Origin of the sequence: Rhodopseudomonas sp. (assembly GCF_036404135.1) — a bacterium.
Lineage (GTDB): Bacteria > Pseudomonadota > Alphaproteobacteria > Rhizobiales > Xanthobacteraceae > Rhodopseudomonas_A.
On sequence record NZ_DASWPE010000131.1, the window covers coordinates 38,729 to 53,859 of the forward strand.

Sequence of the window (15,131 nt, forward strand, 5' to 3'; positions counted from 1 at the left end):
GGGGGAGGGGAGAAGAGGCGCCGCGATCCCGAGGAGCCGGTCTTTACGAGCTTCAAAGGGGCGGGCGCCATCACAAATTCCGCTCCCGGCTGTACTTGTTGGGCAGCAATTCGCCGATACTGACCGCGACCACGCCCGAAGAGCCGGGCACCAGCACGCGGGCGTTGCGGTCATAATCGAAAATCAATTCGCGGCAGGCGCCGCAGGGCGACACCACATGGACGTCGCGGTCGGCCTCATGCGGCTTCGGATGCCGCACCGCGACGATGGTGGCGATGCCCGCCTCGCCGAGCTCGGTGATCATCTGGCCGAGCGCCACCGCCTCGGCGCACACCGCCATGCGGCCGAGATAGGCGTCGAGATTGACGCCGGCGAAGATCCTGCCGCTGCGGGTGAGAAGCGCGGCGCCGACCTCCTGCCAGTCGTTGCGATAGCGCTGCCGGATCGCCGCGGCGGCCGTCTCGATCAGCGCGCGGTCTTGATCGGTGAAACTCACTTCGACAACTCCTTCAGTCCGAGCTTGATCAGCTGCGCGGTCGAGGCCGCCTCCCCGGCGCTGCGCGCGGCCGCGGCAATCGCGGCTGCTGCCTGCGGCGGACCATAGCCGAGATTGACCAGGGCGGAGATCGCGTCGGTGACCGGGCGCGGCGCGTTGCGCTCGTCGAGCGCGCCGGACAGCGCCACCACCGCCGGATCGACGCTGGCAAAGCCCGGCGCCTTGTCCTTCAGTTCCGTCACGATGCGCTCGGCGACCTTCGGCCCCACCCCCGGGGAACGCGCCACCGCGGCCTTGTCGCGCAGCGCGATGGCATTGGCGAGATCGGCCGGCGGCAGCGTCGAGAGCACCGCCAGCGCCACCTTGGCGCCGACGCCCTGCACGGTCTGCAGCAGACGGAACCATTCGCGCTCCAGATCGCTGCGAAAGCCGAACAGCTTGATCTGGTCCTCGCGGACATAAGTCTCGATCGACAGCACCGCCGCCTCGCCGGCGGCCGGCAGCGCCTGCAGCGTGCGCGCCGAGCAATGCACCTGATAGCCGACGCCCTGCACGTCGAGGATCACGTAGTCCTCGCCGTAAGAGTCGATCAGGCCTTTCAGCTTACCGATCATCCGGGGGCTCCAACGCGGGGACACTCCCCTCCCCCTTGCGGGGAGGGAGCGCGCTGTATTCGCCGCAAGGGCGCGTACCATGCCTTGGGCGCGAGAGGGCACCGTGCTTGCGGGACGGGACCGCGTCGCTGCCAATCATGCGCCCATCGCCTTCAGCCGCAACAGCGCGCCGCCACGATGATGCGCGTGGGTGATGGCGATCGCCAGCGCGTCGGCGGCGTCGGCGGTCTTCGGCTCGGCCTGCGGCAGCAGGATCTTCAGCATCATCTGGATCTGCGCCTTGTCGGCGTGGCCGGCGCCGACCACGGTCTTCTTGATCAGGTTGGGCGCATATTCCGAGACCGCGATGCCGACCAGCGCCGGGGCCAGCATGGCGATGCCGCGGGCCTGGCCGAGCTTCAGCGTGGCGCCGGCGTCCTTGTTGACGAAGGTCTGCTCCACCGCGGCCTCGGCCGGCACGAACTCCGCCAGCACCCGGGCCAGCCCGTGGTGGATCGCGAGCAGCCGGCTCGCCAGCGGCAACGCATCATCGGGCTCCACCGAGCCGCAGCCGATAAAAACCAGCCGATTGCCACAACTCTCGATCACGCCCCAGCCGGTGCGGCGCAGACCGGGGTCGATGCCGAGAATACGGATGGCTTGGCGAATCGGTGGAACACTCATGGTGGAGTGATAACGCCACAGCAAAGTGAACGAAACAGAAACAAAGCCGCGTCCCCGGCAAAGCGGGGTGAGTGGCCCGTCCACGGCGGCAGTTCCCTCTCCCATGGGGAGAGGGTTGGGGTAAAGGGGGACGCCTATCGAGAGGGTAAAAACCCTTCACCCGGATCGCAAGAGCGATCCGAGCTCTCCCGATGGGAAAGGTGAAGGAAGCGCGAGGCCGGCGTCCGGGACAAATCGCCATCCCTCGAGACGCCCGGCCTCGCTCTTCGAGCTTCGCCGGGCTCCTCGGGATGAGAATTTGGCCGCGGAGAGCCTTGGATCGCGATGCTAGCCTAGCCGCCCAGCTTCGCCATCAAGGCGTCGGAGACCTCGAAATTAGCGTAGACGTTCTGCACGTCATCGTGCTCTTGCAAAAGGTCGATCAGCTTCAACAGCTTCTCGCCGGTCTCGTCGTCGACCGGCACGGTGTTCTGCGGCTTCCAGGTCAAAGCCGCCTTGCGGGCCTCGCCGAATTTGGCTTCCAGCGCCTTGGCGACTTCGCGGAAGGAATCCTGCGCGGCATAGACCTCGTGGCCGGCATCGGACGACAGCACGTCGTCGGCGCCAGCCTCGATAGCGGCGTCCAGCATGTCGTCGGCCGAGGCCACCTTGGCGTCGAATTCGATGATGCCGGTGCGGTCGAACATGAAGGCGACCGAGCCGGTTTCGCCGAGATTTCCACCGGATTTGGTGAAATAGGAGCGGATGTCGGAGGCGGCGCGGTTGCGGTTGTCGGTGAGCGCTTCGACGATCACCGCGACGCCGCCCGGGCCGTAACCCTCATAGCGGATCTCGTCGTAGTTCTCGCCGTCGCTGCCGATCGCCTTCTTGATCGCGCGCTCAATATTGTCCTTCGGCATGTTTTCCTGCCGCGCCGCGATGATCGCCGAGCGCAGCCGCGCGTTCATCGCCGGGTCCGGCGTGCCAAGCTTGGCCGCCACGGTGATTTCCCGCGCCAGCTTGGAGAACAGCTTGGACTTCTGGGCATCCTGTCGGCCCTTGCGGTGCATGATGTTCTTGAACTGGGAATGTCCGGCCATGCGGTCTCTCTAAAGGGTTCGTCGAAATGTCATTGTCGGGCGCGCGGCGTTATAGGCTGCGGCCCCGGCAAAATCAAAACCGCCGGGCGCCGAAACAGGGTGGCATTTAGGCTGATCGTCGCTCCAGGCGGGAAAATTAACCGGCATTTCACGGAGCGATGCCAGGGTGGCGGCCATTGCCCCCGTCAAGAGAGTGCCATGCTGTTTGCTGTGTTTCGTCGGCCGCGACAACTCCCGGCAGTGCCGCAGACGCCGGCGAAGCCTGCAATAGCCGCCCCACCGCCGGCACCGGAGCCCGAAGCCGGCGATTCGGCCAGCGATATCCTGGGTCTTTTGGAGCTCGAACTCGGCGGGCTGATCCGCCAGTTGGAGCGCGCCGCAAGCTCGGTGGCAGGCGGGGCGCAATCCACCGCCGCCACGCTGCACACCATCCGCGAGCGCTCCGACGCCTTGACCGGGCGCACCAGCGCCGCGCAATCCACCGCCACGACGTTTTCCCAGGCGGCCGACAAATTCACCCATTCCGCCGAGGGCATCGGCGCCCAGGTGCGGCAGGCCTCGACGCTGGCCGACCAGGCCAGCGCCGCCGCCACCGAGGCCAGCGCCAATGTCGATCGCTTACGGGATTCCTCCGCAGCAATCGGCAATGTGGTCGACCTGATCGCCAAGATCGCCAAGCAGACCACGCTGCTGGCGCTGAATTCCACCATCGAGGCGGCGCGCGCCGGCGCCGCCGTCCGCGGCTTCGCGGTGGTGGCGACCGAGGTCAAGGCGCTGGCGGTGCAGACCCAGGCCGCCACCGAGGAGATCAAGCAGAAGATCGACGCGCTGCAGAAGGACGCCGCCAGTTCGGTCGCCGCGGTGCACCGCATTTCGCAGGCGATCGAGGCGATCCGGCCGGTGTTCGAGAACGTCAACGGCGCGGTGGCCGAGCAGAACCGAACCACCAGCGACATGTCGAGCAACGCCGCGTCGGCGTCGACCTTCATCGAATCGGTCGGCGACAGCGCCGCCGAGATCGTCAGCGCCACCCGCGAGGCCGAGAGCCACGGCGAGGAAGTGGCGCGGGCCGGCGCCAGCGTCACCCTGTTTGCCGAAAAGCTGAAAACCCGCACCGCGGTGCTGCTCGGCCGCAACGGCGGCGATCACGGCCGCAAGCCGCTGCCGTGCCATCTCGGCATCGAAATCGACAAAGCCGGCGTGCTGATCAAGGCGCCGGTGTATGAAATCTCGATGGAGGACATCCTGCTCTCCGGGCCCAATCTGGCCTCGCTGCCGGCCTCCGAGATTCTCGCGGCGACGCTGGACGGCGTCGGGCCCTGCAGGATCCGGATCGGCGAGCGCGGCCCGGCCGGGCTGCGGGCGCGCTTCCACGCGCCGGATGCCGCGCTGCGCGACCGCATCGAGGACAAGCTGTGGGCGCTGCACGACGAGAACACCGAATTCGTCACCAGGGCGATGGAAGCCGGCGTAGCGCTGACCAAGATCTTCGAAGACGGCGTGGCGAGCGGCGCGATCTCGCTCGACGACATGTTCGACGACAACTACGTGGAGATCGCCGGCTCCAATCCGCTGCAGCATCGCACCCGGATCCTGGACTGGGCGGATCGCGCGCTGCCGCCGTTCCAGGAGGCGTTCCTGGCCAAGGACCCGCGGATGGCGTTCTGCGCGATGATCGACCACAACGGCTATCTGCCGGTGCACAACACCGTCTACTCGCAGCCGCAGCGCCCCGGCGACCTCGCCTTCAACACCGCGAACTGCCGCAACCGGCGGATCTTCAACGATGCCGCGGGCCTTGCCGCCGGCCGCAACACCCGCAGCTACCTGATCCAGAGCTACGCCCGCGACATGGGCAACGGCAACACCGTGATGATGCGCGAGATCGACGTGCCGATCCGGGTCCGCGGCCGGCATTGGGGCGGCTTCCGCACCGCGTATCGGCTGTGACTGAATCCTCGTAGCAGGACGCGGTCGACGTCACCGCGGACTGAGACGGGTTGGATCCCGGCAACAATCGCCGGCCAATGCAGGCCGCGGCCGCAGCGGGTTTTCCCCGCAAAGATACGTGCATCCGATCGTGTCGGTTCGGCCATCGCGGCGTTTTTGATTCACAGATCGCTCATCTCGGCCGACTACAATCGGTCCGCGCGATAGTCCCGCCGAGCGGATGCAGGCCATGTCAGTTCGCTCTCCCGCTTGCCCGTGGAGCCGACATTAAGGCAATTTTCATCGTTCTCGTTCACGGCTACGTCACCCGATCGAAGGTATCCCTGTGTGTGAATTTATCTCACCCATAGGTAAGTCAGGGTCTTTGCTGATTGCTACATTTCATCGTCGTCGTGCTTCGTCCGGCAGGTCATGGCGCCACGAACAACGGTCCACGACCGATGGATACTTCAATATGTTTGCCCAGCTTTCGATCCGCGCCAAGATTTCGATCGTGATCTCCTTTTTGCTGATCGCGTTGGCCGGCCTCGGCCTGCTCGCCGTCACCAGCATGAAGTCGATCAACGCCAGCGCCAGCGTGATCCGAACCGATTCGCTGCCCAGCGTGCGGCTACTCGGCGACCTGCGCGTCAGCGTCGTCACCTATCGCAATGTGATCCGCGAACACATGCTGTCGGACACCGCGGACGAAAAACGCGCCGCGGAGGCCACGCTGGCCACGGTGAGCCAGCGCATCGCGAAGGCGCGCACCGCCTATGAGGCGGCCATTTCGTCGCCGGAAGAACGCGCCATCTTCAACGAATGGATCGATACCTCGGTCAAGTATGAACGCGGCACCCAGGAAGTGCTGGCGCTGTCGCGCGACAGCATCGGCCGGATTCCGACGGAGGCCCACGCGTTGAACACCAAGATGGTCAATCCGATCGCGATCAAGGCCGACGACATCCTGCAGCGGGATATCGATCTCAACAACAAGGCCGCCGACGCCGCGGGCACGGCGGCAATCGCGACCTACGACTCGGCCTTTCAGTTGACCTTGATCATTCTCGGCCTCGCCGTCGTGATCGGGGTCGGCGTCGGCATCTACCTGGTGCGCGACGTCTCCCGCGGCATCGCCTCGATCGTGAAGCCGATGCAGGCGCTGGGCCAGGGCGACCTCACCGCCGAAGTGCCGCATCAGGGCGAGCGTAACGAGATCGGCTCGATGGCCGATACGCTGCAGGTGTTCAAGCAGGCGCTGATCGCCAAACGCGCCGCCGACGAGACCGCAGCGTTGGAGGCCGACAGCAAGATTCAGCGCGGCCATCGCGTCGACCAGATCACCCGCAACTTCGAATCGCAAATCGGAGAACTGGTGCAGTCGCTGTCGTCGTCCTCGACCGAACTGGAGGCCTCCGCCGGCACTCTGACCGCGACCGCGGTCCGTTCGCAGGAGCTCACCAGGATGGTCGCGTCAGCCTCCGAGGAAGCCTCGACCAATGTGCAGTCGGTGGCCTCGGCGACCGAGGAAATGAGTTCGTCGGTCAATGAAATCAGCCGGCAGGTGCAGGAATCCGCGCGCATTGCCCACGAGGCGGTGGTGCAGGCGAAGACCACCAATGATCGGGTCGAGGAATTGTCGCAAGCCGCGGCAAGGATCGGCGACGTAGTCGAGCTGATCAACACCATCGCCGGCCAGACCAATCTGTTGGCGCTGAATGCCACGATCGAGGCGGCGCGCGCCGGCGACGCCGGCCGCGGTTTCGCCGTGGTCGCCTCCGAAGTCAAGGCGCTGGCCGAGCAGACCGCGAAGGCGACCGGCGAGATCAGCCAGCAGATCACCGGCATTCAGGCCGCGACGCAAGGCTCGGTCGCCGCGATCAAGGAGATCAGCGACACCATCGGGCGGATGTCGGAAATCTCCTCCACCATCGCCTCCGCGGTGGAAGAACAGGGCGCCGCCACTCAGGAAATTTCCCGCAACGTGCAGCAGGCCGCGCACGGCACCCAGCAGGTGTCCTCCAACATCGTCGACGTGCAGCATGGTGCCACCGAGACCGGCTCGGCCTCGTCGCAGGTCTTGTCGGCGGCAAAGTCGCTGTCGAACGACAGCAACCTCTTGAAACGCGAGGTCGGCCAATTCCTCGAGGCGCTGCGCGTGGCGTAGCTCGACACCGGCCACGCCCCGAGAAGCTAAGCAATCCAGCTGCCTCACACGGTACGCTGGATTGCGTTGTCATGATAACTCCTCACATGACGCGTTGAACGCCCGATGGCGCCGATCGCTTTTTCGAGACTCTTTGTTCGGTCGGACTTTGCGGCGGTCACTACGTCTTCGCGGCCGCCGGACCGCCGCTGCTTGGAGCATGATCCCGAAAAGGCGACGCCGGCTATCCGAAAGGTCAGACTCAATCGACCGATCGAGTAGTCTGCAGCGTCGGCGAAACTATCCGGTCGGCGTCGGGCTTGACGTGAATATGCATGACTGCCCCGCGAGCACTCCGGAATGTGCATTTTCGGCAGATGCCAGAGTTTCAATTTACTCCAAATTCATTCCGCAGGGACGAGGGTGCTCGCAAAAGCCATCACCGGGCTGGCCGCCTGTCGGCGTGACCAACCGCTCCTGCGCCGCGCCTTTTCGATCCCCCCTTCGCGTCGCCAACCAACGGTCCATGACCGAGGGACACTGCACCATGCTTAAGCACCTTACTATTCGCGCCAAGATCATCGTCGTCGTGGCGGCTCTGTTAGTCGCGATGACGGGAATGGGTCTATTAGCGGTTGTCAAAATGCAAACGATCAACGCAGCCGCCGTCGAGATCCAGAGCGAAGTGCTGCCGAGCGTTCGCGCGCTGGAGGAAATCCGCACCGCAGTTGGGACCTATCGCAACATCGTCCGCGGCCATTTGCTGTCGGACACCGCCGAAGGCAAAGCCGCCGCGGAAAAGCGGCTCGAGACGACGATCCTTGGCAACGTCAAGAACCGGCAGATCTATGAGAGCCTGATGAAATCTGCCGAGCAACGGGCGCTCTATAATTCGTGGGCAAAGCAGTGGGACCTCTATAAGGCCAGCGTCCAACAGGTGCTCGAACTGTCGCGCAACAGCCTCGGCAAGACCTCGCGCGAGGCGCAGGACTTGAACGAAAACAAGGTGATGCCGATCGGACGCGATGCCGATGATCTGCTCAACAAGAATATCGAGCTGAGCAACGCAAGTGCCGACGCGGCCGGTCGGGCGGCCACCGCAACCTTCAACTTCGCCTTTATGCTGCTGGCGACCATTCTCGGCGTGTCGATCGTGGTCGGCGCCGGCATCGCGATCTATCTGGTGCGCGACGTCTCCCGCGGTATCGCCTCGATCGTGAAGCCGATGCAGGCGCTGGGCCAGGGCGACCTTGCCGCCGAAGTGCCGCATCAGGGTGAGCGCAACGAGATCGGTTCGATGGCCGATACGCTGCAGGTGTTCAAGCAGGCGCTGATCGCCAAGAAGGCGGCCGACGAAGCGGCCGCGCTCGAGGCCAACGCCAAGATCGAACGCGGCCACCGGGTCGATAAGATCACCCGCAACTTCGAATCGCAGATCGGCGAACTGGTGGATTCACTTTCGTCGTCCTCGACCGAGCTGGAAGCCTCCGCCGGCACGCTGACCGCGACCGCGGTCCGTTCGCAGGATCTCACCACGATGGTCGCGGCGGCCTCGGAGGAGGCCTCGACCAATGTGCAGTCGGTGGCCTCCGCCACCGAGGAGATGAGTTCGTCGGTCAACGAAATCAGCCGGCAGGTCCAAGAATCCGCGCGGATCGCCAATGAAGCGGTGGACCAGGCCAAAAAGACCAATGAGCGGGTCGGCGAATTGGCCAAGGCGGCGGCGCGGATCGGCGACGTGGTCGAGCTGATCAACACCATCGCCGGCCAGACCAATCTCTTGGCGCTGAATGCCACCATCGAGGCCGCCCGCGCCGGCGACGCCGGCCGCGGCTTCGCCGTGGTGGCCTCCGAGGTCAAGGCCTTGGCCGAGCAGACCGCCAAGGCCACCGGCGAGATCGGCCAGCAGATCACCGGCATCCAGGCCGCGACGCAGGAATCGGTGGGCGCGATCCAGGAGATCGGCGTCACCATCGGCCGGATGTCGGAAATCTCCTCCACCATCGCCTCGGCGGTGGAAGAACAGGGCGCCGCCACCCAGGAAATTTCCCGCAACGTGCAGCAGGCCGCGCAAGGCACCCAGCAGGTGTCCAGCAACATTGTCGACGTGCAGCACGGCGCCACCGAGACCGGCTCGGCCTCGGCCCAGGTGTTGTCGGCGGCAAAGTCGCTGTCGAACGACAGCAACCTCTTGAAGCGCGAAGTCGGCCAGTTCCTCGAGGCGCTACGCGCCGCGTAGCAAGCAAAAGCCGCCCCGGCGCCGCGTCATGCACCGGCGCCGGGAACCAAACGCCGCTCCAGGCTCGCCTGCAACCGCGTATCAGGGTAATTCGCAGCAGCTCCAGCCCTGACCATCCAGGCGGGGGGCTTGCTAAACCGTCCGGCTTTGCGCCACATTGTCAACCAGCCGGCTCCACGGGGACCGGCTGGTTGCGTTCGCGTTGCCGGTTGCCGATGACGCCGATCTATTTCGATCGCGTCGCACTGAAATAACAGGTTGAACCACCCTGTCGGCCGATCCCCGCGGCTTTGCGCGGCGCCCGACGCATCACGACCACGATCAACGAGGCCACGACCCGCGACACCTTCAACACATCTGCAGCCCCTTGAGACGGATTGGAGATTGGTTTGACTGCATCGCAGATTTCATCGCCGCCCTCCGCCGCGTCCGCGGCCGCGCCGCCAAACCCCAGGCACTTCCAGGTCGCGCTGATCAAGCCATCGCATTACGACGACGACGGCTACGTGATCCAGTGGTTCCGCTCGTTCGTCCCGTCGAATTCGCTGGCGGTGGTCTACAGCCTGGTGGAAGACTCGCGGCAACGCGGCGCGCTCGGCGACGACATCGCCATCGACATCACCGCGGCCGACGAGATCAACACAAGGATCAAGCCGGGCGCGATCATCGAGCGGTTCCGCGCCCACGACAATTTCGGGCTGGTATTCCTGGTCGGCGTGCAATCCAACCAGTTTCCCCGCGCGCTGGATATCGCCCGGCCGCTGCGCCAAGCCGGCGTGCCGGTGGCGATCGGCGGCTTCCACGTCTCCGGCTGCCTCGCCATGCTGCCAGGGATTCAGCCGGACCTGCAAGAAGCGCTCGATCTCGGCATCACGCTCTATGCCGGCGAACTCGAAGGCCGCTGCGACGCGCTGCTGCGCGATGCCGCGGGCGGCACATTGCAGTCGCTGTACAATTATCTCAACGAGTTGCCGTCGCTGGAGGGTGCGCCGTCGCCGATCCTGCCGAAGCGGTTCCTGCAGCGCACCTACAACACCCAGACCAGCTTCGACGCCGGCCGCGGCTGCCCCTATCAATGCTCGTTCTGCACCATCATCAACGTGCAGGGACGGAAATCCCGCCGCCGATCGCCTGATGACGTCGAGCGCATCATCCGCGAGAACATCGCGCAGAACATCCGCCAGTTCTTCATCACCGATGACAATTTTGCGCGGAACAAGGATTGGGAGATCATCCTCGACCGGATCATCGCGATCCGCGAGGGCGAGAAGAAGAAGCTGCGCTTCGTCATCCAGGTCGACACGCTCTGCCACCGCATCCCGAATTTCATCGAGAAATGCGGCCGGGCAGGGGTCTCCAGCGTGTTCATCGGCCTGGAGAACATCAATCCCGAGAACCTGATCGCCGCCAAGAAGCGCCAGAACAAGATCACGGAATACCGGCAGATGCTGCTGGCCTGGAAGAAGCAGCGCATCATCACCTATGCCGGCTTCATCCTCGGCTTCCCGAACGACACGCCCGAGACCATCATCCGCGACATCGAGATCATCAAGCGCGAGCTGCCGATCGACCTGTTGGAGTTCTTCTGCCTGACGCCGCTGCCCGGCTCCGAGGACCACCAGAAGCTCGCCGCCAAGGGCGTCGCGATGGACCCGGACATGAACAAATACGACCTGGAGCATGTCGTCACTGGCCATGCCAAGATGACGCAAGTCGAGTGGGAGGGCGCCTATCGCCTGGCCTGGGAAACCTTTTACACGCCGGATCATATCGAGCGCGTCATGCGCCGGGCGGTCGCCTGCCGGATCAGCGCCGGCAAGATCCTGTCCCTGATGCTGTATTTCTACGGCTGTATCACCTACGAGAGGATCCACCCGCTCGAAGGCGGTCTGCTGCGCATGAAATTCCGCAAGGACCGCCGCCAGGGCCTGCCGATCGAGCCGGCTTGGGCCTTCTATCCCAAGTTCGTCGCCCATACCGTGAGCAAACACTGGGCCATGGCGAAGATGATCCTCAAATATCATCGCATCCGCCAGCAGCTTCGCTTCGATCCGGAGGCGAGGAGCTATACCGACACCGCGCTGACGCCGGTCGGCGCCGAGGAGGCGGAGGTGCGCGAGTTGCTGACCCACACCGAGGCCGCCCGCGCCGCCACGGCCCACCAGCGCAAGGTCCAGGGGCTGACCGGCAAGGCGGCGGTCGCCGCAGCGGCAGGCGGCTGAGAGGCTTCTATATTTGAAAGCCCTTCGACCTCATGTTGAGCTTGTCGAAGGGGGAGGGATAAACGGGTTCCGGGAAGGTCCTGGCGCGGCTCACCGGCTCGGCTCCAGCGTGAAGACGGTGCTGGGTTTGCTCTCGGCCTGCCGGACGGTGCCGAAATCGGGCACGCGATATTCGGCGAGCGCGCGCAGGCGGGCACGCGGCAGATAGGCCCGCCCCGGATCGCCGATCAGCACTTCGATGCCGGCATCCAGGCAGCGGCCGAGAAAAGCCGTGACGCGCTCGGCCAGCGCGGGATCGTAGAACATGTCGCCGACCGCGAGCAGATCCACCGGCGGCGGCGGATCGCCGGTGATGTCCTCGCCGAGAATCTGAATCGCGACGCCGTTCTCCCGGGCGTTGAGGTCGATCGAGACGAGCGCGTTGCGATCGGTTTCGGTGGCGATGACGGCGCTTGCTCCCGCCTTGGCCGCCGCGATGCCGACCAGCCCCGAACCGGCACCGAGATCGAGCACCCGGCGCCCGCGCACCGTTGCCGGCCGATCGAGGAAATAGCGTGCCAGCACCAGCCCGCCTGCCCAGGGGTAGGCCCAATAAGGCGGCGGCGATCCGGCTCCGGCCTCGCCCGGCCTGGCAAGCAGCGAAAGCCGGCTGCCGGGATGCGCCACGTAAAGGCGAATCTCGGGCACGGCGGAGAGCGGGGCGACATGCATGCGCGCCCGGATGAAAGCTTCCGCGTCGAAACGGGATTTGGCTGGCGCCACGCCGGGCTCCCCCTCCACCAGCGTCACAATAGCGTCATCCCCGGAAATCCCAAGGGCGATTTGGCTTCCCCGGCGCGCCAAAAAGGCTCGGCGGACCCGCGCGCGCCAGCCGCATTTCCGCTATGCTGCGCTGCGACACGTCTGCGCCTTGCGCCTGTCACAGGGCTAGTTTAGAGCAGCAACAGTGTGGTGGCGTTTTCGTGGCGCCGCGGCAGACATGAAACCGGGCTTGCCTTTGATGCAAAACCTCCTCGCCGATTACCTGCCCCTCGTTCTTTTCATTGCCCTTGCGATCGTGATCGGTTTGGCGTTGCTGGTGGCGCCGTTTCTGGTCGCTTATCGGAACCCCGATCCGGAAAAGCTCTCGGCTTACGAATGCGGCTTCGACGCTTTCGACGATGCGCGCATGAAATTCGATGTCCGCTTTTACCTCGTGGCTATTTTGTTCATCATCTTCGATCTGGAGGTCGCCTTCCTGTTTCCCTGGGCCGTGGCCTTCAAGGAAGTGGGCTGGCTTGGCATGTGGTCGATGATGGTGTTTCTCGGTGTGCTGACGATCGGTTTCGTCTACGAATGGAAGAAGGGGGCGCTGGAATGGGATTGACCGCTACCGATCGCGGCGCCGCGATCGCCGCGCCCGCGCCGCGCGGCCTGCTCGGGCCTGACGGCAAGCCGGTCGGCTCGACCGATCCGTTCTTCGTCGAGATCAACAACCAGCTCGCCGACAAGGGCTTTCTCGTCACCGCGACGGACGATCTGATCACCTGGGCGCGCACCGGCTCGCTGATGTGGATGACCTTCGGCCTCGCCTGCTGCGCGGTCGAGATGATGCAGGTCTCGATGCCGCGCTACGATGTCGAGCGTTTCGGCTTCGCGCCGCGCGCCAGCCCGCGCCAGTCGGACGTGATGATCGTCGCCGGCACCTTGACCAACAAGATGGCCCCGGCGCTGCGTAAGGTCTATGATCAGATGCCGGAGCCGCGCTACGTCATCTCGATGGGCTCCTGCGCCAATGGCGGCGGCTATTATCATTACAGCTACGCGGTGGTGCGCGGCTGCGACCGTGTCGTGCCGGTCGACATCTATGTGCCGGGCTGCCCGCCCACGGCGGAAGCCTTGCTTTACGGCGTGCTGCTGCTGCAGAAGAAGATCCGCCGCACCGGCACGATCGAGCGCTGAGGGTGAAGCGATGAGCGATGATCTTCAGACCCTCGGCGCGCATATCGCCGCCGCTCTGCCCGGCCGCGTCACCGGCGTCACGGTGGCTTTCAACGAATTGACGGTGCATGCCGAGGCGGCCGACATCGTCGAGGTCGTGCAGTTCCTGCGCGACGACGACAAGTGCCTGTGCTGGAACATCACCGATGTCTGCGGCGCGGACTATCCGTCCCGCGAGAAGCGCTTCGACGTGGTCTACCACCTGCTCAGCCCGCGCCATGTCCGGCGCATCCGCGTGAAGGTGGAGACCGACGAGGTGACGGCGGTGCCCTCGATCACCAGCATCTTTCCCGGCGCGGACTGGTTCGAGCGGGAGGCTTATGACCTGTACGGCATCCTGTTCGACGGGCATCCGGATCTGCGCCGCCTGCTGACGGATTACGGTTTTGAGGGCCACCCGCTGCGCAAGGACTTCCCGCTGACCGGCTTCGTCGAGGTGCGCTACGACGATCAGGAGAAGCGTGTCGTCTATGAGCCGGTGCGCCTGGCTCAGGAATTCCGCAACTTCGATTTCCTTTCGCCTTGGGAAGGCACGGATTACGTGCTGCCGGGCGACGAGAAGGCGAAGGTTTGAAGAGCGAATAGAGAGTGGCGAATAGCGAGTAGCAGGGTGGCGGGAACCAAATTCGAGTCCTATCGCGATCTGCGGGTTTGGCAAGAAGCGATGGACTTGGCCGAGGCCTGCTACCGGCTGACAAGAGAATTTCCGAAGGACGAAATGTACGGAATGACGGCTCAAATCCGGCGCGCGGCTTCATCGATCGCCGCCAATATTGCTGAGGGCCACGGCCGCCAGCAGACAGGGGCGTTCGTTCAGTTTCTCCGCATTGCTCAGGGTTCTCTCAAGGAATTGGAGACGCATCTGATTCTGGCAGTCCGCGTCGGATTGGCCACGAACATGGATGTTCTGCTCGGCCAGTGCGACGAGCTTGGCCGCATGCTGCGCGCGCTCATTCGTTCGCTGCAGAACCGGACGGAGGCGAAGCCGGCATGACGACAATCTGCTACTCTCTATTCGCTACTCGCTACTCGCCTTTTGGAGTTGCGCATGACTGACCAACCGAACCTGCGCAATTTCCAGATCAATTTCGGGCCGCAGCATCCGGCAGCGCATGGCGTTTTACGCCTGGTGCTGGAGCTCGACGGCGAGATCGTCGCGCGCGTCGATCCGCATATCGGCCTGCTGCATCGCGGCACGGAAAAGCTGATCGAGGCCAAGACCTACCTCCAGGCGGTGCCGTATTTCGATCGGCTCGACTATGTCGCGCCGATGAACCAGGAACACGCCTATTGCCTGGCGATGGAGAAGCTGCTGGGCATCACGGTGCCGATCCGCGGCCAGCTCATCCGCGTGCACTACAGCGAGATCGGACGCATCCTGTCGCATCTGCTCAACGTCACCACGCAGGCGATGGACGTGGGCGCGTTGACCCCGCCTTTGTCGGGTTTCGAGCAGCGTGAAAAGCTGATGGTGTTCTACGAGCGTGCGTCGGGCGCGCGCATGCACGCCAATTATTTCCGGCCCGGCGGCGTCCATCAGGACCTTCCCGAGAAGCTCGTCGCCGACATCTGCGCTTGGTGCGACCCGTTCCTGGCGCTGTGCGACGATCTGGAGGCGCTGTTCATTGAGAATCGCATCTTCAGGCAGCGCAACGTCGATATTGCCATCGTGACGGCTGAGGAGTGCTGGCAGTGGGGCTTTTCGGGCCCGGTGCTGCGCGGGTCGGGCGTCGCTTGGGATCTGCGCCGCGCGCAACCCTACG

13 protein-coding genes and 1 pseudogene are annotated in these 15,131 nt (G+C 64.7%); 9 read left to right on the top strand and 5 right to left on the bottom strand.

The window, feature by feature from the left end:
* Positions 1-70: 70 nt before the first annotated feature.
* The 4 genes from VGC77_RS16475 to VGC77_RS16490 form a co-directional block, all read right to left on the bottom strand.
* Complete coding sequence (locus VGC77_RS16475) at positions 71-496, bottom strand: cytidine deaminase (protein WP_331172645.1); 426 nt, start codon at positions 494-496, stop codon at positions 71-73.
* Entirely contained in the window at positions 493-1,110 is a 618-nt protein-coding gene (gene ruvA / locus VGC77_RS16480; protein WP_331172646.1) for a Holliday junction branch migration protein RuvA, read from the bottom strand. Before ruvA ends, VGC77_RS16475 begins: the two co-directional genes overlap by 4 nt.
* Before the next feature lie 135 nt (positions 1,111-1,245).
* On the bottom strand, positions 1,246-1,773 hold the full coding sequence (ruvC, locus tag VGC77_RS16485) for a crossover junction endodeoxyribonuclease RuvC (RefSeq protein WP_331172647.1): 528 nt from the start codon (positions 1,771-1,773) through the stop codon (positions 1,246-1,248).
* A gap of 332 nt (positions 1,774-2,105) precedes the next feature.
* A complete protein-coding gene (locus VGC77_RS16490; protein WP_331172648.1) occupies positions 2,106-2,852 on the bottom strand; it encodes a YebC/PmpR family DNA-binding transcriptional regulator in 747 nt (248 codons plus the stop codon).
* Between the two features lie 198 nt (positions 2,853-3,050).
* Here VGC77_RS16490 and VGC77_RS16495 point away from each other — a divergent pair, with 198 nt between their 5' ends.
* The 4 genes from VGC77_RS16495 to VGC77_RS16510 all read left to right on the top strand — a co-directional run bounded on the left by VGC77_RS16495 (position 3,051) and on the right by VGC77_RS16510 (position 11,388).
* Positions 3,051-4,802, top strand: a complete 1,752-nt coding sequence (locus VGC77_RS16495; protein WP_331172649.1) for a methyl-accepting chemotaxis protein — start codon at positions 3,051-3,053, stop codon at positions 4,800-4,802.
* Between the two features lie 454 nt (positions 4,803-5,256).
* A complete protein-coding gene (locus VGC77_RS16500) occupies positions 5,257-6,948 on the top strand; it encodes a methyl-accepting chemotaxis protein (protein ID WP_331172650.1) in 1,692 nt (563 codons plus the stop codon).
* 526 nt (positions 6,949-7,474) lie between these two features.
* Positions 7,475-9,166: a methyl-accepting chemotaxis protein gene (locus VGC77_RS16505; protein WP_331172651.1), complete on the top strand. Its 1,692-nt coding sequence runs from the start codon at positions 7,475-7,477 to the stop codon at positions 9,164-9,166.
* 389 nt (positions 9,167-9,555) lie between these two features.
* Positions 9,556-11,388: a radical SAM protein gene (locus tag VGC77_RS16510; protein WP_331172652.1), complete on the top strand. Its 1,833-nt coding sequence runs from the start codon at positions 9,556-9,558 to the stop codon at positions 11,386-11,388.
* Between the two features lie 90 nt (positions 11,389-11,478).
* Here VGC77_RS16510 and VGC77_RS16515 read toward each other — a convergent pair whose 3' ends face one another.
* Entirely contained in the window at positions 11,479-12,177 is a 699-nt protein-coding gene (locus VGC77_RS16515; protein WP_414709688.1) for a class I SAM-dependent methyltransferase, read from the bottom strand.
* A gap of 211 nt (positions 12,178-12,388) precedes the next feature.
* On the opposite strand from VGC77_RS16515, the gene VGC77_RS16520 reads away from it, so the two are divergent.
* The 5 genes and pseudogenes from VGC77_RS16520 to VGC77_RS16540 all read left to right on the top strand — a co-directional run.
* The gene (locus tag VGC77_RS16520) at positions 12,389-12,754 is read left to right on the top strand and encodes an NADH-quinone oxidoreductase subunit A (protein WP_331172660.1); all 366 of its coding nucleotides are present in this window, start codon (positions 12,389-12,391) and stop codon (positions 12,752-12,754) included.
* The gene (locus VGC77_RS16525) at positions 12,745-13,329 is read left to right on the top strand and encodes an NADH-quinone oxidoreductase subunit B (protein ID WP_331172653.1); all 585 of its coding nucleotides are present in this window, start codon (positions 12,745-12,747) and stop codon (positions 13,327-13,329) included. Before VGC77_RS16520 ends, VGC77_RS16525 begins: the two co-directional genes overlap by 10 nt.
* Before the next feature lie 10 nt (positions 13,330-13,339).
* Positions 13,340-13,942: an NADH-quinone oxidoreductase subunit C gene (locus VGC77_RS16530; RefSeq protein WP_331172654.1), complete on the top strand. Its 603-nt coding sequence runs from the start codon at positions 13,340-13,342 to the stop codon at positions 13,940-13,942.
* A 36-nt stretch (positions 13,943-13,978) separates the two neighbouring features.
* Positions 13,979-14,362 carry a four helix bundle protein gene (locus VGC77_RS16535; RefSeq protein WP_331172655.1) on the top strand — a complete coding sequence of 128 codons (384 nt, stop codon included), beginning with the start codon at positions 13,979-13,981 and terminating at the stop codon, positions 14,360-14,362.
* 54 nt (positions 14,363-14,416) lie between these two features.
* Positions 14,417-15,131: pseudogene (locus VGC77_RS16540) on the top strand (NADH-quinone oxidoreductase subunit D); the annotation flags it as partial.